An 18,099-nucleotide genomic window follows, 5' to 3' on the forward strand; every position below is an offset into this window, starting at 1 on the left:
TACTTAGATAAATTTTTATGCTCTTCCAACCCACTACATTTCCCTGCGGGATCCAAAATTTCACTTGCTGCTGTACATCAACACAGATACAATTTTGCTACGATCAAGTGAGGTAAAAAATGACTACTCAAGAAGAAAAACAAAAAGCACTTATTGCAGCGTTAGGACAAATCGAAAAACAATTTGGTAAAGGCTCTATTATGAAATTGGGTGATACCAAAGCATTGGATGTTGAATCCATTTCCACCGGCTCCATTGGTCTAGATGTAGCATTAGGTATCGGAGGTTTACCTATGGGGCGTATCGTTGAAATTTTCGGCCCTGAGTCTTCCGGTAAAACAACCCTGACCTTATCTGTCATTGCACAAGCCCAAAAAGCAGGTAAAACCTGTGCATTCATTGATGCCGAACATGCACTTGATCCGATTTATGCAGCCAAATTAGGGGTTGATGTCAAAGAATTATTAGTCTCTCAACCTGATAATGGTGAACAAGCACTAGAAATCTGTGACGCACTTGTTCGTTCAGGCGCGGTTGATGTCATCATCGTAGACTCTGTGGCAGCACTTACACCAAAAGCAGAAATTGAAGGTGAGATGGGCGATTCCCATATGGGTTTGCAAGCACGCTTGATGTCCCAAGCCTTACGTAAACTAACCGGTCAAATTAAAAATGCCAACTGCCTCGTTATTTTCATCAATCAAATTCGTATGAAAATTGGTGTAATGTTTGGCAATCCGGAAACGACAACCGGTGGCAACGCGCTAAAATTTTATTCATCTGTTCGTTTAGATATCCGTCGTACCGGCTCTGTAAAAGACGGCGAGGACGTTATTGGTAACGAAACGAAAGTGAAAGTAGTAAAAAACAAACTTGCTGCGCCATTCCGCCAAGTAGAGTTTCAAATTCTTTACGGCGAAGGAATTTCAAAAGCAGGAGAATTAATTGAGCTCGGTGTAAAACACAAACTTGTGGATAAATCCGGCGCTTGGTATGCCTACAACAATGGAAAAATAGGTCAAGGCAAAGCAAATGCAATGAAGTGGTTACATGAAAATCCGGAAAAAGCGCAAGAATTAGAAACCAGACTTCGTGCGGAATTGGTTGCAAACCCAGAACAATCATTAATAGTCGATATTGAACAAGCCGAAAATAATTATTCGGATGAATGATAATTAGCGTTTAATATCATAGAAGTGCGGTCAAATTTTCTCTAAATTTTGACCGCACTTTTTATGGAAAAAAGCATATCTTCAATCGTGTTAAATAATGTTGTAAGTTTATTAGCGCATTGAGAGTATAGTGAATTCGGTCTTGGTAGTAAAATGTAAGAAAAAAGCATTTCCATAAGAACAAATTGAAAACACACTAAATGGTATCAGCAGAAAAAGTGCCTTTTACGAAAACTATATCCATGCACGATCATAACGAGACTATGGTGTTCATCAAGTGAAGTTATTGATGAGGTTTTATGAAAATAAATATTGGTTGGCAGTCATTAGCTCTTGCCGTGTTAAAAAACAAAAATCCTAGATTATATGCTTTCTTATAGATGTTGCAGTGAACATTGATCTTATCGGTTCTACTTCCGGATAAATTTCTAATCTAAGACTTAGATAGTAGTTTATACAATAAAATACCTAATGTCGTACTGATTAATCCGCCTATTAAATGGAAAGCAATCACACCAAGTGCATTAAACCATTTGTCTGACATTAGAAGCTCAATCACTTCAATTGAAAAAGATGAGAATGTAGTAAACGCACCAAGAAAACCGGTCACTAGAAACAATTTCCATAAATCATTAACTTGTGGATATTGCCAGAAAAGTGCCATCAACATACCTATCAGAAAACAACCGATAAGATTAACAAGTAAAGTTCCAAAAGCAAAGCTAGAAAAGAGTGAATTAAAGCTATAAGTTAACCCCCATCTTCCTAAAGCACCTAATATTGCGCCGCAGCTAATACATAACATAGCTTGGAGCATTATTTAATTCCGAATTGAAGTTGAAGATATTTTGCAACTGACTCATTTTGATTTGAACCGATTTGCTCTAATTCCGGGCAAGCTTGTTTCAAACGTTTATCAGCATTTTCCATGATGCAGCCTTTCCCAACACTGGAAAGCATTTCTACATCATTCATCCCATCGCCAAAAGCGATACAGTTTTCCAAACCGTAATCTCGTTGTTCTAACACATGTTTTAAAGCTTCACCTTTGGAAACATTTTTGTTCATCACTTCCAAACATGCTAATGCAGAATAAACAATAGTTGTTTTATCACCAAAATGTTCACGTAAATATTTTTCTACTTCAATTAAATCTTCCGGTGTTTTTCCAATAAAAAATATTTTCTCCACACTACGGGCATGATGTTTAGAAAAATCAACTACTTCATACATGAAACCTGAATCCTGATGAAATTTTCTCAATTCAGGGACGTCTTTATTAATAAACCATCCTTCGTCTTGATAGGTATTTAAACAAACCTTTGTTTCATCAAATGGTGTTTTATAAAGATCAAATACAATATCTTCCGGTAAACTATTGCTATAAATAAGGTTTCCCGCCATATCTCGCACTCTTGCTCCGTTTGAGGTAATCATTACCGCACGTTCTGCACCGATTTTTCCAAGAATAGAAGTAACATCAGTGTGATTTCTTCCCGTAGCAAGGATAATATCAATACCATTCTGTTCAAGTCGATTCAGTGTATCAATCGTAAAGTCTCCGATGACATGATTAGTGTTTAATAATGTACCATCTAGATCAGAAACAACAGCACGAAAAAGTTGTTTTGACATAAAGAAGTCCTCTAAAAAGTTTTTCCTGATCATATCAAAAAACGAGGCATAAAATGACCGCACTTTTGATTGAACACAAATAGGCAAAAGTATAAAACTAAAAAGGCAGATCAATAAAAGACCTGCCTTCTCACTTAATTTATCAAATTAATTATTTAATAATTTTCGCAACAACGCCCGCACCTACAGTACGACCACCTTCACGAATTGCGAAACGTAAACCTTGGTCCATCGCAATCGGGTGGATTAAGGATACAGTCATTTTGATGTTATCGCCAGGCATTACCATTTCCACACCTTCCGGTAACTCAATAGTACCGGTTACGTCTGTTGTACGGAAATAGAATTGTGGACGGTAACCTTTGAAGAATGGGGTGTGACGACCACCTTCATCTTTTGATAATACGTACACTTCTGATTCGAAGTCAGTGTGTGGCGTGATTGAACCCGGTTTCGCCAATACTTGACCACGCTCAATTTCTTCACGTTTGGTACCACGTAATAACGCACCAATGTTTTCACCCGCACGACCTTCGTCAAGCAATTTACGGAACATTTCAACACCGGTTACCGTTGTTTTAGTGGTATCTTTGATACCTACGATTTCAACTTCATCACCTGTACGGATGATACCACGCTCTACACGACCGGTTACTACCGTACCACGACCTGAGATTGAGAACACGTCTTCAATTGGAAGAAGGAACGGTTGGTCAATTGCACGCTCAGGTTCCGGGATATAAGTATCTAAGTGGTTTGCTAATTCAAGGATTTTTTCTTCCCATGCCGCATCGCCTTCTAACGCTTTTAATGCTGAACCACGTACGATTGGGGTGTCATCACCCGGGAAGTCATATTGAGAAAGAAGTTCACGAACTTCCATTTCGACTAATTCTAATAACTCTTCGTCATCAACCATATCGCATTTGTTTAAGAATACGATGATGTAAGGTACACCTACTTGGCGACCTAATAAGATGTGCTCACGAGTTTGTGGCATAGGACCGTCAGTCGCCGCAACCACTAAGATTGCACCGTCCATTTGTGCCGCACCGGTAATCATGTTTTTAACGTAGTCGGCGTGTCCCGGACAGTCAACGTGTGCGTAGTGACGGGTTGGTGTATCGTATTCAACGTGTGAAGTATTGATGGTAATACCACGCGCTTTTTCTTCCGGCGCGTTATCGATTTGGTCAAATGCACGAGCCGCACCACCGTAGTGTTTTGCCAATACTGTCGTGATTGCTGCTGTTAAAGTTGTTTTACCGTGGTCAACGTGGCCGATTGTACCCACGTTTACGTGCGGTTTTGTACGTTCAAATTTTTCTTTAGACATTGTTAATGTTTCCTAAAAGTGCGGTATAAAAATTAAGAATTTTATACCGCTTATGTTACAAAAATACTATTTTTTACGCGCTTCAATAACTGCAGCAGCAACACTCGTTGGTGCTTCAGAGTATTTTAACGGTTCCATTGAGTATGATGCACGACCTTGAGTTTGTGAACGTAAGTCTGTTGCATAACCGAACATTTCAGAAAGTGGCACTTCTGCATCGATTTTAACAACAAATTCGTTCGCTTCTTGACCGTTAACCATTGCGCGACGACGGCTTAAATCACCGATTACGTCACCCACATACTCAGGTGGCGTTTCAACTTCTACTTTCATGATTGGCTCTAGTAGAACCGGGTTTGCTTTTGCGAATGCCGCTTTAAACGCTAAAGATGCAGCAAGTTTAAACGCAAGTTCGGATGAGTCCACATCATGGTATGAACCGAAGTGTAAACGCACACCAAGGTCAACTACCGGATAACCCGCTAATGGACCGGATTTAAGTTGTTCTTGGATACCTTTGTCAACAGCCGGGATGTATTCACCAGGAATAACACCACCTTTGATTTCGTTAACAAATTCATAACCCGGACCTTCTGGCTCTAATGGATACAAGTCGATAACAACATGACCGTATTGACCGCGACCACCGGATTGTTTTGCGTGTTTACCTTCAACATCATTAACACGGGTACGGATAGTTTCACGGTAAGATACTTGAGGTTTACCAATGTTAGCTTCCACTTTGAACTCACGTTTCATACGGTCAACAATGATATCTAAGTGTAACTCACCCATACCGGAAATGATGGTTTCACCGGACTCTTCATCTGTATGTACACGGAATGAAGGGTCTTCTTGCGCCAAACGACCTAATGCAATACCCATTTTTTCTTGGTCTGCTTTAGTTTTCGGTTCTACCGCAACAGAAATTACCGGCTCAGGGAATTCCATACGCTCAAGAATGATTGGTGCATCAATTGCACATAATGTATCACCGGTTGTTACATCTTTTAAACCGATTGCAGCAGCAATATCACCTGCGCGAACTTCTTTAATTTCTTCACGTTTGTTTGCGTGCATTTGAACGATACGACCGAAACGTTCACGTTTTTGACGTACTGAGTTCAATACAGTATCACCGGAATTGATTACACCAGAGTATACACGGAAGAAGGTTAAGTTTCCTACGAATGGGTCGGTCGCAATTTTAAACGCTAATGAAGAGAACGGCTCTTCATCGCTTGCATGACGCTCACCTTCTGTTTCATCAGGATTGATACCTTTAATTGCAGGAATATCTGTTGGTGCCGGTAAATATTCAACAACTGCATCAAGCATCGCCTGAACACCTTTGTTTTTAAACGCAGAACCACAGGTTACCAAGATGATTTCATTCGCCAATACGCGCTGACGAAGACCTGCTTTAATTTCTTCTTCGCTTAATTCTTCACCACCAAGGTATTTTTCCATTAATTCTTCAGAGGCTTCAGCTGCCGCTTCAACAAGGTTTTGACGCCATTCTTCACAATCAGCAACCATATTTGCAGGAATGTCTTCATAAGTAAAAGTCATACCTTGATCTGCTTCATTCCAGTTGATTGCTTTCATTTTAATTAGGTCAACAACACCGGTAAAGTTCTCTTCAGAGCCGATTGGAAGTTGAAGAGGAACGGCATTCGCACCTAAACGAGTTTTTAGTTGGTCAACCACACGCAAGAAATTTGCACCAGTACGGTCCATCTTATTAACGAACGCAATACGTGGAACTTCGTATTTGTTAGCTTGACGCCATACGGTTTCAGACTGAGGTTGAACACCACCCACCGCACAGTAAACCATTACGGCACCATCAAGAACACGCATAGAACGTTCTACTTCAACAGTAAAGTCTACGTGTCCCGGAGTGTCGATAACATTGATACGGTGTTGTGGAAATTGTTGGGACATACCAGACCAGAATGCAGTTGTTGCCGCAGAGGTGATGGTGATACCGCGCTCTTGCTCTTGTTCCATCCAGTCCATTGTTGCCGCGCCATCGTGTACTTCACCGATTTTGTGGCTCACACCTGTATAGAATAAGATACGTTCAGTAGTAGTTGTTTTACCTGCATCAATATGCGCACTAATACCGATATTGCGATATCTTTCAATAGGAGTTGTACGTGCCATTATTATAACCTTGTTTAGTTTAATATATGTTTATATAAGGGTAAGGCTTCATCAACGATGAAGCCCTTTAAATTCAAAAGCTTATTACCAACGATAGTGAGCAAATGCTTTGTTAGCTTCAGCCATACGGTGAACGTCTTCACGTTTTTTCACTGCTGCACCTTTGTTATCAGAAGCATCCGATAACTCGTTTGCAAGACGTAAAGCCATTGATTTATCACCACGTTTACGTGCAGCTTCAACAATCCAACGCATACCTAATGCGTTACGACGAACCGGACGAACTTCAACCGGTACTTGGTAAGTAGAACCACCAACACGACGAGATTTAACCTCAACGGTTGGACGCACATTTTCAAGTGCTATTTCAAACGCTTCTAAAGGCTCTTTACCTGTACGCTCGGCTAACGTTTCTAACGCACCGTAAACAATTGACTCAGCGACGGATTTTTTACCGTCAACCATGATTACATTAATAAATTTTGCAAGTAATTCTGAACCGAACTTCGGATCTGGAAGAATCTTGCGAGGTTCAACACTACGACGACGTGGCATTGCGAATTTCTCCGTATTTTAATCTTCAGGATATCCAAAACCCATCAGCAATATTTCTCATTGAGAAACTTTGCAGCGCAAAGCGCTTTGTTGACTGGAGTTTATGGTTTAAATTTTTTTGCTAATTTAGACGTTTGGCCTTACTTAACGGAGAACCATTAAGCTTTAGGGCGTTTAACGCCGTATTTAGAACGACCTTGTTTACGGTCTTTAACGCCGGCACAGTCTAATGCACCACGTACGGTGTGATAACGCACACCCGGTAAGTCTTTAACACGACCACCACGGATAAGCACAACACTGTGCTCTTGAAGGTTATGACCTTCACCACCGATATAAGAAGTCACTTCAAAACCGTTTGTTAAGCGGATACGACATACTTTACGTAACGCTGAGTTCGGTTTTTTCGGAGTTGTAGTATATACACGAGTACATACACCACGTTTCTGCGGGCAAGCCTCTAATGCAGGAACGTTGCTTTTTACAACCTTTTTCACACGCGGTTTGCGTACTAGCTGGTTGATAGTTGCCATTAAAAAAGCTCCAGTTTAAATGTTATTCATAATAGAATGTTGTTCAAAAAATCTACTTCAATATAGAAATAGACGGCGAATTTTAATCATTATGACGCAGCTTGTCAACAAACAATGACGAGGATCGCAGCCTGGATCCTTAATAGTCGGAGGGAAGAAAGTGCGGTTAAATTTTAGTAATTTTTCTGTATGATAGTAGTCACGCAAAATCTAATTTAAAGAGGAATCTGTGGAATGGGGTTAAGCTATTTGGGGATCTGGAGGTAAACCTATAAAATTTCAGTGGAACAATACTAGGCGTATAAGAAATTTAGGTCTTTTACAAAGAGATTTGATAGTTTTTCTCAGTTTAAAAGAGCAAGCTTGGCATCAAGTCGTTGCCCCCAAGTAACATAGCGAAATCTAGAATGAATTAAAATTCATAATATAAACAACCTAATAAAATTACTATATGGTAAGGGAACTATTCATGCACAAATTTCTGGATTTTATTCATCTATACGTCGTGGAACATCTATGAGAGTTCGAGACTGGTTGAAAAATAAAAATCTTAATGAACAGTATCAATACGGCATTAAAGCTCTTGAACGATTTAGTTGGAATTTTTAGGAGTAGGAATATAAATATGAAGTTTAATAATACAGCTCAAGCTATTCAGTATTTTGAAAAGTATTCTGATATACATGGAAAAGCAACTTTAGAAGGAAACTATAAATTAGCTAACAGTAGCTATAAGAAAATAGTTAGTGCTAAAAATTATCTTCTCTCTATTAATGAAATAGATAGTTTAGCAGTGTTGTTACATAACAAATCGACATCCGTCGTAAATTGGGCTGCAAGCTATTTATTATTTAGTAAAAATTTTTCAAAAATCAGTCAAGAAAAATTAGCAGAAATAGCTAATACTTCAGATATATTTGGACTTGATGCCGAGACTATTTTAAGTGAATGGAAGTTAGGAAATTTATCTTTAAAAGAATAATTATTTTTAGTAATCAGTAATCGTATAAAAAATTAAGAAACTTAGAGCTTTTAGCAAAAGACGCGGCTAAATATTCAAAAGAATTTGACTGCAAGTTATAGTGTGCGAAACAAGTTTTATACACGAAAATATCAATACGTGCGCTTGCGCTTCTTCAAATCCGATAGCCTCTGAAGTTTTTTCCGAGCAATGGTTGGATATAGAAAGCTGATTAGCAACCGTATCGCATCAGCAATTAACTAAGCTAAGTAAATCCTGAGCTTGATTTCCCCTATGATTGTCCCCATAATTTCGCCCTGTTTGAACCCCTTTATTATTTTGTTGCAAGAGATTTCCTCATCCAGTTGCCTCTGGGGAAGACATAAGTGCAACAATAAACAAGAGAAATAAAAATGCCTCAAAATCAACCGCACTTTTATCGCGGACGTTTTTCTGTTGCGCCAATGCTTGATTGGACGACGCGTCATTGCCGTTATTTTCATCGCCAATTCTCCCAATATGCTTTGCTTTATACGGAGATGGTGACTGCGCCGGCAATTATTCACGCCAAATATGACCACTTGGATTTTGATCCCTGTGAAAATCCCGTTGCGTTGCAATTAGGCGGAAGTGATCCTGAGCAGCTCCAACATTGTGCAAAACTGGCGGAAAAACGGGGGTATTATGAAATTAATCTGAATGTGGGTTGCCCTTCTGATCGGGTGCAAAATGGGATGTTTGGTGCGTGCTTAATGGCAAAAGCGGATTTGGTGGCGGAATCTGTCGAAAAGATGCAACAAGCGGTGAATATTCCCGTAACGGTGAAAACCCGTATTGGCATTGATGATCTCGATAGTTACGAATTTTTATGTGATTTTATCGAAAAAGTGCAGAATAAAGGCTGTCAGGAATTTATTATTCATGCACGCAAAGCGTGGCTTTCTGGTTTAAGCCCTAAAGAAAATCGTGAAATTCCACCACTTGATTATGAACGCGTCTATCAGTTAAAGCGCGACTTTCCCCATTTGAAAATCGTCATTAATGGCGGAATCAAAACCGTGGAAGAAATGAAACAACATTTGCAATTTGTCGATGGCGTAATGGTGGGGCGTGAAGCTTATCAAAACCCAAGTTTACTCGGCACGATCGATCAAGCCTTGTTTGATTCTCGTATGCCGATTATCACCCCACGAGAAGCGGTGTTAGCAATGCTACCTTATATTGAAAAACAACTGAGCCAAGGTGTTTATCTCAATCATATCGTTCGCCATATGCTGGGAACATTTCAACATTGTAAAGGCGCACGCCAATGGCGTCGTTATTTAAGTGAAAATGCATTCAAACAGGGGGCAGGGATTGAAGTTATTGAAACAGCACTTGGTTTTGTTGAAAATTAAAACCCAAGCTAAAAATGTGACACATTTCACAAATTTCAATTTTTTTCTTTCTCTTTATCTCTATTTTATACTATAATCAGACCCAAGATTTGAGAGGGAGATCATCGTGTTTCTTGGAGTATCAAGTCTTACACTTCTTGGCATCTTGAGTCTCTCTTCTGTTTATAAATTCTAATTTAATCCTGTTTTATTTTTTTGAATTGGTCTTAACTGCATTAGTGGTTTTACATGGATGTTAAAAAAACAAAAGTGCGGTTAGAAATAACCGCACTTTCTTACTGACATATCACTAACTTCGTTTTAACATTCTGTAAATATTGACAAATAGGAAATGGCACTTCATCTGTAAACAGATATTCCACATCCCCCAATTCCCCTAGGCGGACGATTGCTTGTCGGGTAAATTTTGAATGATCGGTCACCAACAATGTTTGACGTGAACTTTCCATAATCGCTCGTTTCACTTGCACTTCGTGATAATCATAATCCAATAAGGAACCGTCTTCATCAATCGCACTGATACCAAGAATACCGAAGTCTAACCGAAACTGGGAAATAAAATTCACTGTAGCCTCACCAATAATCCCCCCATCCATCCGTAACGAACCGCTCGCCATAGTAATATCAAAACTTTCATTTTGACGGAGCAAATGAGCGGCATTCAGATTATTCGTAACAATACGTAACGATTTGTGATCAAGTAATGCGTTTGCGACCGCTTCCGGCGTCGTACCAATATCAATAAATAACGAAGCGCCATTGGGAATAAGTTTTGCAACTTCTTGGGCAATGCAATTTTTTTGTGAAGAGAAGAACTGTTTGCGATCAATATAATCGGAATTTTCTGCGGAAGAAGGAGAGGCTGCCCCACCATGATGACGGCGGATAAAATTCAGTTCTGCAAGCACATTCAAATCTCGTCGGATAGTTTGCGGACTGACATCCAGTCGGATAACTAAATCTTCTGTACTTAAATAGCCATGCTGATTGACAAGCTCCATAATTTTTTGATGGCGAATGGATTGTTTCATATCGTATCCCCTAAATAAATAGCGCTGTTACTCTACCCGATTCAAATAAATTTTACTATCAATAAATCCCCAAAATAACCCGACTATGAAACCTGAAATATGGGCGGCATTACCAATATAAATATTAAATAAAGGGCTAATAAATCCAAATATTAGCCCCACAAGTAACATTGTAAAAAACCCCTTCGGCAAATTAAAAATGTTAGCATTCAGTTTATCGACGACAAAGACATAACCCAACACCGCATACACCACACCCGATAATCCAAAAAAGCCCGCACCCGAAAAATAATTTTGTACGATACCGCTCACAATGGCAGAAACTAAAAAAATAAGAAAAAGCTTTCCACCGCCAAAATAGCGTTCAATCACACTGCCAAATAACCAAAACCATGATAAATTTGCAATAATGTGAATATTCGACAAATGCACAAAAGTATGTGTGATATAACGCCAAAGTTCCCCATCCTGATCAAAATAAACAGGATAATGAAAAATTTCCATAATACTTTCTTCAAAGCCGAGCTGTTGTAATAAATACACAATGATACAGATCGCGGTAATAATGTGTAGCGGTGTAAAATAATGGGATAAATCAGAATTTTTCATAAAATAATACGTCTCTTAATCAACTCTCAGTACCGTAAAAATAATTATCGTAAATCGTCCAAGGAATTAACATTCATAAATTGCCCTTCATCTGTTGTAAACTTCACCGCAATTCCTTTATTTTCCCGCATAAATTGCAACAACCGCCGTTCACCGAAGGCAAGGTAAGCCCGTAATGCCCTTTTTAATTCGACCGACATCAAACAAAATGTGGGATGTTCCCTTTCTTCATCGCAAGCATAAGCAATCAAAGTGCGGTCATTTTCCACTGCACTTTTGAGTTTTTCGAGTAAATTGTTAGGAAAGAAAGGACTATCGCAAGGAGTAAACAAAACAAAATCCGTCTTGGTTTTTTCAAGCCCACTCAGCATACCGCTAAGCGGGCCTTGAAAATCAGCCAGTTCATCGGCAAAAACGGGAAAACCGAATTTTGCGTACGCGGCTTGGTTTCGATTGGCATTAATGGAAATATCCGTGATTTGTGGTCGTAAACGTTCAATCATATATTGAATCAAAGGCTTACCGTGCAAAACCTGTAACCCCTTGTCACGTCCTCCCATTCTGCGAGCTTTTCCTCCCGCTAAAATCACCGCACTTATCGTTAACATATTTTATTCTGTGAAAATTTGCAGTATTATGCGCCTATTTTTTACGATTAAAAAGAAAATAGCAATGAAATGTAAGCGTTTAAATGAAGTTTTGGAACTTTTACAACCTTATTGGTCTAAAGCCCCGGATTTGAGTTTGATGGAAATCTTACAAAAAATCGCCGATGAATCCGGTTTTAAACAACCATTAAATGAACTGACTGATGAAGTGATTATTTATCAACTCAAAATGGATGGAACGGATAAACACGAGCCCATTCCCGGTATAAAAAAAGATTACGAAGAAGATTTTAAAACCGCGCTGTTAAAAGCCCGCGGCATTATTAAATAAGGAAAAAACAAATGAAAAAATTTTTACTTGCATTAGGCGCGTTAATTTCTGTCAATGCCTTCGCCACCAATTTACAAGAAGGTAAACAATATATCCAAGTCAACCAACAAGCGGCAATGCAAAAAGAAGTGATTGAATTTTTCTCTTTTTATTGCCCTCATTGCTATTCCTTTGAAATGGAATATAAAATTCCTCAACAAGTGAAAGACGAATTACCAGAAGGTGTCGCATTTAAACAATATCATGTAAGTTTTTTAGGACGTCAGTCTGAAAACCTAACCCGTGCTTGGGCGCTGGCAATGGCATTAGGTGTAGAAAATAAAGTCAAAATGCCTTTATTTGAAGCGGCGCAAAAAGATCGTTTAAAGTCAATGGACGATATTCGCGCGATCTTCTTAGATAACGGCATTACAGCGGAACAATTTGATGGAGGAATCAATAGTTTTGCGGTGAACGGCTTAGTAAACAAACAAACCAATGCAGCTGAACAATTCGGTGTACACGGCGTACCGGATTTCTATGTAAACGGTAAATTCCGAGTTAACCCTGAAGGATTAAATTATGATAATTTCGTTAAGGATTACGTGGAAACCGTAAAAGGTTTATTGCAAAAATAGCGAAAAATTGGTTTAATGCCAGCCTTTTTTAAGCAATCAAAGAAAGAGAGATGATCATGGCTGCAAGTTTTAGCGTTACCCGTCGTTTTTTTGACGACAAAAACTATCCGCGCGGATTTTCGCGTCACGGTGATTACACCATCAAAGAATCACAAGTGCTTGAGCAATACGGACAAGCGTTCAAAGCATTAGATTTAGGTGAGCGTGAACCGGCAACAAAAGAAGAAAAAGAGTTTGTCGCCTTCTGTCGCGGAGAACGTGCAGCGGAAACTTTCTTTGAAAAAACATGGAATAAATACCGCACCCGCATCAACACCACCAAACGTGTTTATACCCTCTCCGGTGATGTGAGTGAAGCTGCATCCGGCGGTGATGATTATTCCGGCGAATAAAATCAATGAGACAAGGCAGGCTGAAGTCTGCCTTTTGTTTATTTTATAAATTGCTTTGGCCCCATACAGTTGGACTCAACAAATGCAACTCCCCATTTCTCAATACACCGAATTACTACAAAAAAAACAAGAAAAACTAACCGCACTTCTGCGCCCGTTTAACGCACCAATAATTCAAGTGTTTGATTCACCGACCAGCCATTATCGTATGCGGGCGGAGTTTCGTATTTGGCACGAACAGGATGATTTTTATCATATTATGTTTGATCAAACCACCCGCAAACCTTACCGAGTGGACGAATTTCCTATCGCCAGCCGGCTGATTAATCGTATGATGAAAACCTTGCTGCCTTTGCTTAAACAACAAGAAATCCTGCACAAAAAACTCTTTCAAATTGATTATCTCAGCACCTTGAGTAATAAAATCATCGTCAGCCTGCTTTATCACAAACCGCTTTCCGAAGAATGGGAAAGTGCGGCTAAAAATTTGAAAGAAAAATTGACCGCACTTAGTTTCGATGTGCAAATTATCGGACGCGCGAGTAAACAAAAAATTTGCTTGGATCATGATTACGTGGATGAAATCTTGCCTGTGGCTGGACGGGACTATATCTATCGCCAAGTGGAAAACAGTTTTACCCAACCTAACGCCGCGGTAAATTGCAAAATGCTGGAATGGGCGATAGATTGCACAAAAGAGAGCGAGGGCGATTTGCTTGAACTTTATTGTGGCAATGGTAATTTTTCTATCGCCTTGGCACAAAATTTCCGCAAAGTCCTCGCCACGGAAATAGCAAAACCATCGGTGGCCGCCGCACAATTTAATATCGCAGAAAATAACATCAACAATTTGCAGATTATTCGTATGTCAGCGGAAGAGTTTACCCAAGCGATAAACGGAGTGCGAACCTTTAATCGATTAAAAGACATTGATTTAACCACTTACGAATGTCATACCATTTTTGTCGATCCTCCTCGTGCCGGGCTTGATCCCGACACCGTAAAACTCGTGCAAGGCTATGATCGTATTTTGTATATTTCATGCAACCCTCATTCCTTATGTGATAATTTGCAAGAGCTGTCAAAAACGCACCGTATTGAAAAAGCGGCGTTGTTCGATCAATTCCCTTATACCGATCACATGGAAAGCGGCGTATGGCTGATTCGCAAGTAAAGATTCGGCTCATTTCCGAATCCACGGAAAAAACGCTCGAAAATTTAACCGCACTTTGTGGCGCAATGAACATTATCCCTGATGATCAAAGCCCGCTTGCCCTAGTACAAACGGATGAGCGTTTGGAGTTACGCAAATTAGACGAACCCAAACTTGGTGCGGTGTATGTGGATTTTGTGGGGGGCACAATGGCACATCGGCGAAAATTCGGCGGTGGACGCGGCGAAGCAATAGCAAAAGCGGTGGGAATCAAAGGCAATGCATTACCAACGGTAATTGATGCTACCGCAGGGCTGGCACGTGATGCCTTCGTCTTAGCCGCCATCGGTTGTCAAGTGCGTTTAGTAGAACGCCATCCCATTGTCTATTTATTGTTGCAAGACGGCTTAAATCGCGCCTATCAGGATGAAGAGATAGGGGAAATGTTGTGGCAAAATTTGCGTTTATTAACTGTTCGTCATATTCATGAATTAAATCCCGAAACGGATTTTGCCGATGTGGTATATCTCGATCCGATGTATCCGCACAAACAAAAATCCGCTTTGGTAAAAAAAGAAATGCGCGTGTTTCAGCATTTAGTCGGAGCAGATTTGGATGCAGACGCACTGCTTGCCCCTGCGTTACAATTAGCCCGACAACGAGTGGTGGTAAAACGCCCCGACTATGCGGAATTTCTCGCAAAAAAACAACCGCACTTTTGTCGTGAAACGAAGAATCACCGCTTTGATATTTATTTGGGAGAAGCGCAATGTTAAAAGAAAGTGCGGTCGTCATTGGCTATGAAAACGGCGTGGCAAAAGTAAAATGTCAATCCCAAGGTGCCTGCGGACAGTGTGCGGCAAAAAACAACTGCGGCACTTCCAACCTTTCCGAACTCAACGGCAAACGCGGGGAACATATTTTTAATGTGGAAACCATGATGCCGTTACGCGAAGGGCAAGTGGTGGAAATTGGCTTAGCAGAAAAATCAATGCTGTTTTCCGCATTATTCATGTACATCGTACCGCTTGTTACTTTGCTTATCACAACGCTGTTATCCGATTACATTAGCGAAAATGAATTGATCCGAGCCCTCATTATTCTTCTTTTTACCGTGCTTTCTTTTGTTTTCATTAAGCACTATACAAAAAAGCGAGGGAGACAAACAGAATTTCAGCCGGTCTTATTACGCGTACTTTCTTGAAAGCAAACAATGTTTAATTTATTCCAATCCCCCATTGAAAAAAGCTCATTAGAGGCGTGGTCAAAATTAACGGATGATATTGCAAAAGTTGCCATTCTAGCGATGCCTGTTATACTCTATGGCGAAAATTCCCTTGCTTTTAAAGGGGCTAATATTGCTTTTTTACTTATCATTGCTTATATTTTTTTAGTAATGGGCCGGTTTTTTCGTCAACTATCGGAGGAAAGATAATATGGGACTTACAATTGGTCTTGGCATTATTGCATTGATTGGCATCGCTGGCGCTATTTGGGCAAATCATCTCTTAAAAAATTCCCGATAAATATCATCAACCCCGATTTATCGGGGTTTTTACTGTTTGAAAATCGTTAAAGTGCGGTCATTTTTAAGGTTATTTTTATGCGTGTTCAAATTCCCCTTCTTGGTATTACCGGTTATAGCGGCAGCGGTAAAACTACGCTATTAGAAAAACTTATCCCCGAATTAATTGCTCGTGGCATTCAAGTTTCTGTGATCAAACACAGCCATCATAATGCACAGGTGGATAAAGCAGGGAAAGACAGTTGGCGAATGAAAGAAGCCGGCACTGCCCAAGTCATGATGGCTTGCGATAACCGTTGGGCGATGATGACGGAAACCGCGGCGCCCGTTTCGCTGGATTATCTAGCCCAACAATTTGATGGCGCATTAACGGATTTAATTCTCGTGGAAGGATTTAAACAAGAACCGATCCCGAAAATTCTTTTACATCGCCAAGAAATGGAGAAGCCCTTGCCGGAAATAGACGGCTGTGTCCTTGCTCTTGCCACCAATTATTCTCTTGAAACCGACCGCACTTTGTTAGATATTAACCGAATTCCACAGATTGCCGATTTTATTGAAACTTGGCTCCGCTCACAGGATATAAAATGAAGGATGATAGAACTTATCGGGGTTTGGCTTGGGTGGCGGCAATGGCGCTTTTTATGCAAAGCCTTGATGCGACTATCTTAAATACCGCATTACCGGCAATTTCTGTCGATTTGCATAAACCGGCGTTTGAAATGCAAATGGCGATTATCGCCTATTCTTTAGCTGTCGCCTTGTTTATTCCCCTCACAGCATGGGTGACGGCAAAATTCGGTACGCTTGCGGTGTTTCGCAGTGCCGTCTTTATATTTGTATTGGGCTCGGTAGCTTGTGCTTCAGCACCTAACTTAGACAGTCTCATTCTCGCACGTGTTATTCAAGGTATTGGCGGTGCCTTTATGATGCCGGTCGCCCGCTTAGCGATTATTCAATCCGTGCCTAAATATCAACTCCTCAATGCTTGGAATTTAATGGCAACGGCCGGTTTAATCGGACCGATTTTAGGACCGATCTTAGGGGGATGGTTGGTGATTCATGCAACTTGGCACTGGATCTTTTTAATTAATATCCCTATTGGTATATTGGGTATTTGGGCTTCTAGTAGGGTAATGAACAATATCAAGGGCGATGAAGAAAAGTTGGATTGGATAGGCTTTTTATTGTTCGCGCTAGGTTTGGTGGGATTAACGCTCAGTTTAGATTTACTGGGTGAAACTCGTCAAAATCCATTACCCACTTATAGTGCACTTATTCTCGGCATCTGCTTATTGGCTATTTATGTGATTTATGCGAAAGGAAATGAACGGGCGCTCCTACCACTTTCCCTATTTCGCACTAGAACATTTAGCTTGGGCATACTGGCTAATTTATTTATTCGTTTGTCCGCTTCCGGCGTACCATTTTTATTACCGTTAATGTTTCAACTTTCTTTTGGATATAGTGCTGAAATGTCCGGTTGGTTACTTATGCCCATTGCCTTAATGTCAGTGATATTCAAAATCTTCATCGGACATATTCTGAATAAATTCGGCTATAAAACTACGCTGATTTCATCCGCACTTTTTATGGCTATGGGGATTATCTCAATGGCATGGCTCAGCGCTCAAACCTCACTTGGCTGGATTATCTGTAATTTAATGTGGTATGGGGCCTGTATGTCAATGATTTTCACCGCTGTGAATACATTGGCTGTAGGCGATCTTTCTCAAGCACAAGCCAGTGCAGGAGCAACAGTGCTCAGCATTGTCCAACAAGTGGGCATTAGCTTTGGGATTGCCGTCTCATCTATTATTTTGAATGTTTATCGTCAACTGTTTGGTGATGAAGGGGAGCTATTGCAACAAGCCTTCAGCTATACATTCTTAACCTCATCTATTTTTGCTGTTTTATTGCTCTTGATCTTAGCCAAACTACACAAAGGAGATGGAAATCATTTACGCAAGAATTGTAGTTAGCCCTCATTACGTCGAAGAAAAATTTTATTCTTGGCTTATTTTTTCGTGTTCTTTATTTTTCTATACTCTATTCAAAAATTGCGTTACTATTCG

The 18,099-nt window shown here is 40.1% G+C and carries 21 protein-coding genes; 12 read left to right on the forward strand and 9 right to left on the reverse strand.

What is annotated here, in order from left to right; all coding sequences use genetic code 11:
- Positions 1 to 119: 119 nt before the first annotated feature.
- On the forward strand, positions 120 to 1,172 hold the full coding sequence (gene recA, locus FEE42_RS07530; RefSeq protein WP_059368766.1) for a recombinase RecA: 1,053 nt from the start codon (positions 120 to 122) through the stop codon (positions 1,170 to 1,172).
- 433 nt (positions 1,173 to 1,605) lie between these two features.
- Here recA and crcB read toward each other — a convergent pair whose 3' ends face one another.
- From crcB to rpsL, 6 genes are all read right to left on the reverse strand, one after another.
- The gene (gene crcB, locus FEE42_RS07535) at positions 1,606 to 1,989 is read right to left on the reverse strand and encodes a fluoride efflux transporter CrcB (protein WP_164028045.1); all 384 of its coding nucleotides are present in this window, start codon (positions 1,987 to 1,989) and stop codon (positions 1,606 to 1,608) included.
- Positions 1,989 to 2,807, reverse strand: coding sequence for a Cof-type HAD-IIB family hydrolase (locus FEE42_RS07540; RefSeq protein WP_164028046.1), 819 nt, complete (start codon positions 2,805 to 2,807; stop codon positions 1,989 to 1,991). Before FEE42_RS07540 ends, crcB begins: the two co-directional genes overlap by 1 nt.
- A 151-nt stretch (positions 2,808 to 2,958) precedes the next feature.
- Complete coding sequence (gene tuf, locus FEE42_RS07545) at positions 2,959 to 4,143, reverse strand: elongation factor Tu (RefSeq protein ID WP_059368590.1); 1,185 nt, start codon at positions 4,141 to 4,143, stop codon at positions 2,959 to 2,961.
- 66 nt (positions 4,144 to 4,209) lie between these two features.
- Positions 4,210 to 6,312, reverse strand: coding sequence for an elongation factor G (gene fusA, locus FEE42_RS07550; protein WP_059368591.1), 2,103 nt, complete (start codon positions 6,310 to 6,312; stop codon positions 4,210 to 4,212).
- An 84-nt stretch (positions 6,313 to 6,396) separates the two neighbouring features.
- The gene (gene rpsG, locus FEE42_RS07555; protein ID WP_059368592.1) at positions 6,397 to 6,867 is read right to left on the reverse strand and encodes a 30S ribosomal protein S7; all 471 of its coding nucleotides are present in this window, start codon (positions 6,865 to 6,867) and stop codon (positions 6,397 to 6,399) included.
- Between the two features lie 158 nt (positions 6,868 to 7,025).
- A complete protein-coding gene (gene rpsL / locus FEE42_RS07560) occupies positions 7,026 to 7,400 on the reverse strand; it encodes a 30S ribosomal protein S12 (protein WP_005543325.1) in 375 nt (124 codons plus the stop codon).
- A gap of 625 nt (positions 7,401 to 8,025) precedes the next feature.
- Between rpsL and FEE42_RS07565 the strand changes: the two genes are divergently transcribed.
- Both FEE42_RS07565 and dusA read left to right on the forward strand, forming a co-directional pair.
- Positions 8,026 to 8,382: a hypothetical protein gene (locus FEE42_RS07565; RefSeq protein ID WP_164028047.1), complete on the forward strand. Its 357-nt coding sequence runs from the start codon at positions 8,026 to 8,028 to the stop codon at positions 8,380 to 8,382.
- 392 nt (positions 8,383 to 8,774) lie between these two features.
- On the forward strand, positions 8,775 to 9,758 hold the full coding sequence (gene dusA / locus FEE42_RS07570) for a tRNA dihydrouridine(20/20a) synthase DusA (protein WP_164028048.1): 984 nt from the start codon (positions 8,775 to 8,777) through the stop codon (positions 9,756 to 9,758).
- 275 nt (positions 9,759 to 10,033) lie between these two features.
- On the opposite strand, the gene FEE42_RS07575 is transcribed toward dusA, so the two are convergent.
- The 3 genes from FEE42_RS07575 to mobA are packed head-to-tail and all read right to left on the reverse strand — an operon-like array spanning position 10,034 to position 12,006.
- Positions 10,034 to 10,789 carry a DeoR/GlpR family transcriptional regulator gene (locus FEE42_RS07575; RefSeq protein ID WP_077582082.1) on the reverse strand — a complete coding sequence of 252 codons (756 nt, stop codon included), beginning with the start codon at positions 10,787 to 10,789 and terminating at the stop codon, positions 10,034 to 10,036.
- Positions 10,790 to 10,816: 27 nt separating this feature from the next.
- Positions 10,817 to 11,398, reverse strand: coding sequence for a rhomboid family intramembrane serine protease (locus FEE42_RS07580; protein WP_164028049.1), 582 nt, complete (start codon positions 11,396 to 11,398; stop codon positions 10,817 to 10,819).
- A gap of 44 nt (positions 11,399 to 11,442) precedes the next feature.
- A complete protein-coding gene (mobA, locus tag FEE42_RS07585; protein ID WP_164028050.1) occupies positions 11,443 to 12,006 on the reverse strand; it encodes a molybdenum cofactor guanylyltransferase MobA in 564 nt (187 codons plus the stop codon).
- A gap of 64 nt (positions 12,007 to 12,070) precedes the next feature.
- On the opposite strand from mobA, the gene FEE42_RS07590 reads away from it, so the two are divergent.
- The 9 genes from FEE42_RS07590 to FEE42_RS07630 all read left to right on the forward strand — a co-directional run bounded on the left by FEE42_RS07590 (position 12,071) and on the right by FEE42_RS07630 (position 18,006).
- Positions 12,071 to 12,337, forward strand: a complete 267-nt coding sequence (locus FEE42_RS07590; protein WP_077584454.1) for a YihD family protein — start codon at positions 12,071 to 12,073, stop codon at positions 12,335 to 12,337.
- 11 nt (positions 12,338 to 12,348) lie between these two features.
- On the forward strand, positions 12,349 to 12,954 hold the full coding sequence (gene dsbA, locus FEE42_RS07595; protein WP_164028051.1) for a thiol:disulfide interchange protein DsbA: 606 nt from the start codon (positions 12,349 to 12,351) through the stop codon (positions 12,952 to 12,954).
- Positions 12,955 to 13,010: 56 nt separating this feature from the next.
- The gene (locus tag FEE42_RS07600) at positions 13,011 to 13,346 is read left to right on the forward strand and encodes a MaoP family protein (RefSeq protein WP_059368598.1); all 336 of its coding nucleotides are present in this window, start codon (positions 13,011 to 13,013) and stop codon (positions 13,344 to 13,346) included.
- Between the two features lie 82 nt (positions 13,347 to 13,428).
- The gene (gene trmA / locus FEE42_RS07605) at positions 13,429 to 14,520 is read left to right on the forward strand and encodes a tRNA (uridine(54)-C5)-methyltransferase TrmA (RefSeq protein WP_164028052.1); all 1,092 of its coding nucleotides are present in this window, start codon (positions 13,429 to 13,431) and stop codon (positions 14,518 to 14,520) included.
- Positions 14,502 to 15,275: a class I SAM-dependent methyltransferase gene (locus tag FEE42_RS07610; RefSeq protein ID WP_164028053.1), complete on the forward strand. Its 774-nt coding sequence runs from the start codon at positions 14,502 to 14,504 to the stop codon at positions 15,273 to 15,275. Before trmA ends, FEE42_RS07610 begins: the two co-directional genes overlap by 19 nt.
- Positions 15,269 to 15,703 carry a SoxR reducing system RseC family protein gene (locus FEE42_RS07615; protein ID WP_135969656.1) on the forward strand — a complete coding sequence of 145 codons (435 nt, stop codon included), beginning with the start codon at positions 15,269 to 15,271 and terminating at the stop codon, positions 15,701 to 15,703. The genes FEE42_RS07610 and FEE42_RS07615 overlap by 7 nt, the downstream gene beginning before the upstream one ends.
- Before the next feature lie 9 nt (positions 15,704 to 15,712).
- On the forward strand, positions 15,713 to 15,934 hold the full coding sequence (locus FEE42_RS07620) for a hypothetical protein (RefSeq protein WP_164028054.1): 222 nt from the start codon (positions 15,713 to 15,715) through the stop codon (positions 15,932 to 15,934).
- Positions 15,935 to 16,102: 168 nt separating this feature from the next.
- A complete protein-coding gene (gene mobB, locus FEE42_RS07625; protein ID WP_164028055.1) occupies positions 16,103 to 16,615 on the forward strand; it encodes a molybdopterin-guanine dinucleotide biosynthesis protein B in 513 nt (170 codons plus the stop codon).
- Positions 16,612 to 18,006 (forward strand): DHA2 family efflux MFS transporter permease subunit, encoded by a 1,395-nt coding sequence (locus FEE42_RS07630; protein ID WP_164028056.1) that lies wholly within the window; start codon positions 16,612 to 16,614, stop codon positions 18,004 to 18,006. Before mobB ends, FEE42_RS07630 begins: the two co-directional genes overlap by 4 nt.
- The last annotated feature ends 93 nt before the right edge of the window (positions 18,007 to 18,099 follow it).

The organism is Rodentibacter caecimuris, from assembly GCF_010587025.1.
In the GTDB taxonomy this organism is placed as follows: Bacteria; Pseudomonadota; Gammaproteobacteria; order Enterobacterales; family Pasteurellaceae; genus Rodentibacter; species Rodentibacter caecimuris.

Bases quoted from the DNA above. Each gene is read 5' to 3' on its own strand.
- recA (WP_059368766.1), top strand. From the start codon at position 120: ATGACTACTCAAGAAGAAAAACAAAAAGCACTTATTGCAGCGTTAGGA.
- crcB (WP_164028045.1), bottom strand. From the start codon at position 1,989: ATGCTCCAAGCTATGTTATGTATTAGCTGCGGCGCAATATTAGGTGCT.
- FEE42_RS07540 (WP_164028046.1), bottom strand. From the start codon at position 2,807: ATGTCAAAACAACTTTTTCGTGCTGTTGTTTCTGATCTAGATGGTACA.
- tuf (WP_059368590.1), bottom strand. From the start codon at position 4,143: ATGTCTAAAGAAAAATTTGAACGTACAAAACCGCACGTAAACGTGGGT.
- fusA (WP_059368591.1), bottom strand. From the start codon at position 6,312: ATGGCACGTACAACTCCTATTGAAAGATATCGCAATATCGGTATTAGT.
- rpsG (WP_059368592.1), bottom strand. From the start codon at position 6,867: ATGCCACGTCGTCGTAGTGTTGAACCTCGCAAGATTCTTCCAGATCCG.
- rpsL (WP_005543325.1), bottom strand. From the start codon at position 7,400: ATGGCAACTATCAACCAGCTAGTACGCAAACCGCGTGTGAAAAAGGTT.
- FEE42_RS07565 (WP_164028047.1), top strand. From the start codon at position 8,026: ATGAAGTTTAATAATACAGCTCAAGCTATTCAGTATTTTGAAAAGTAT.
- dusA (WP_164028048.1), top strand. From the start codon at position 8,775: ATGCCTCAAAATCAACCGCACTTTTATCGCGGACGTTTTTCTGTTGCG.
- FEE42_RS07575 (WP_077582082.1), bottom strand. From the start codon at position 10,789: ATGAAACAATCCATTCGCCATCAAAAAATTATGGAGCTTGTCAATCAG.
- FEE42_RS07580 (WP_164028049.1), bottom strand. From the start codon at position 11,398: ATGAAAAATTCTGATTTATCCCATTATTTTACACCGCTACACATTATT.
- mobA (WP_164028050.1), bottom strand. From the start codon at position 12,006: ATGTTAACGATAAGTGCGGTGATTTTAGCGGGAGGAAAAGCTCGCAGA.
- FEE42_RS07590 (WP_077584454.1), top strand. From the start codon at position 12,071: ATGAAATGTAAGCGTTTAAATGAAGTTTTGGAACTTTTACAACCTTAT.
- dsbA (WP_164028051.1), top strand. From the start codon at position 12,349: ATGAAAAAATTTTTACTTGCATTAGGCGCGTTAATTTCTGTCAATGCC.
- FEE42_RS07600 (WP_059368598.1), top strand. From the start codon at position 13,011: ATGGCTGCAAGTTTTAGCGTTACCCGTCGTTTTTTTGACGACAAAAAC.
- trmA (WP_164028052.1), top strand. From the start codon at position 13,429: ATGCAACTCCCCATTTCTCAATACACCGAATTACTACAAAAAAAACAA.
- FEE42_RS07610 (WP_164028053.1), top strand. From the start codon at position 14,502: ATGGCTGATTCGCAAGTAAAGATTCGGCTCATTTCCGAATCCACGGAA.
- FEE42_RS07615 (WP_135969656.1), top strand. From the start codon at position 15,269: ATGTTAAAAGAAAGTGCGGTCGTCATTGGCTATGAAAACGGCGTGGCA.
- FEE42_RS07620 (WP_164028054.1), top strand. From the start codon at position 15,713: ATGTTTAATTTATTCCAATCCCCCATTGAAAAAAGCTCATTAGAGGCG.
- mobB (WP_164028055.1), top strand. From the start codon at position 16,103: ATGCGTGTTCAAATTCCCCTTCTTGGTATTACCGGTTATAGCGGCAGC.
- FEE42_RS07630 (WP_164028056.1), top strand. From the start codon at position 16,612: ATGAAGGATGATAGAACTTATCGGGGTTTGGCTTGGGTGGCGGCAATG.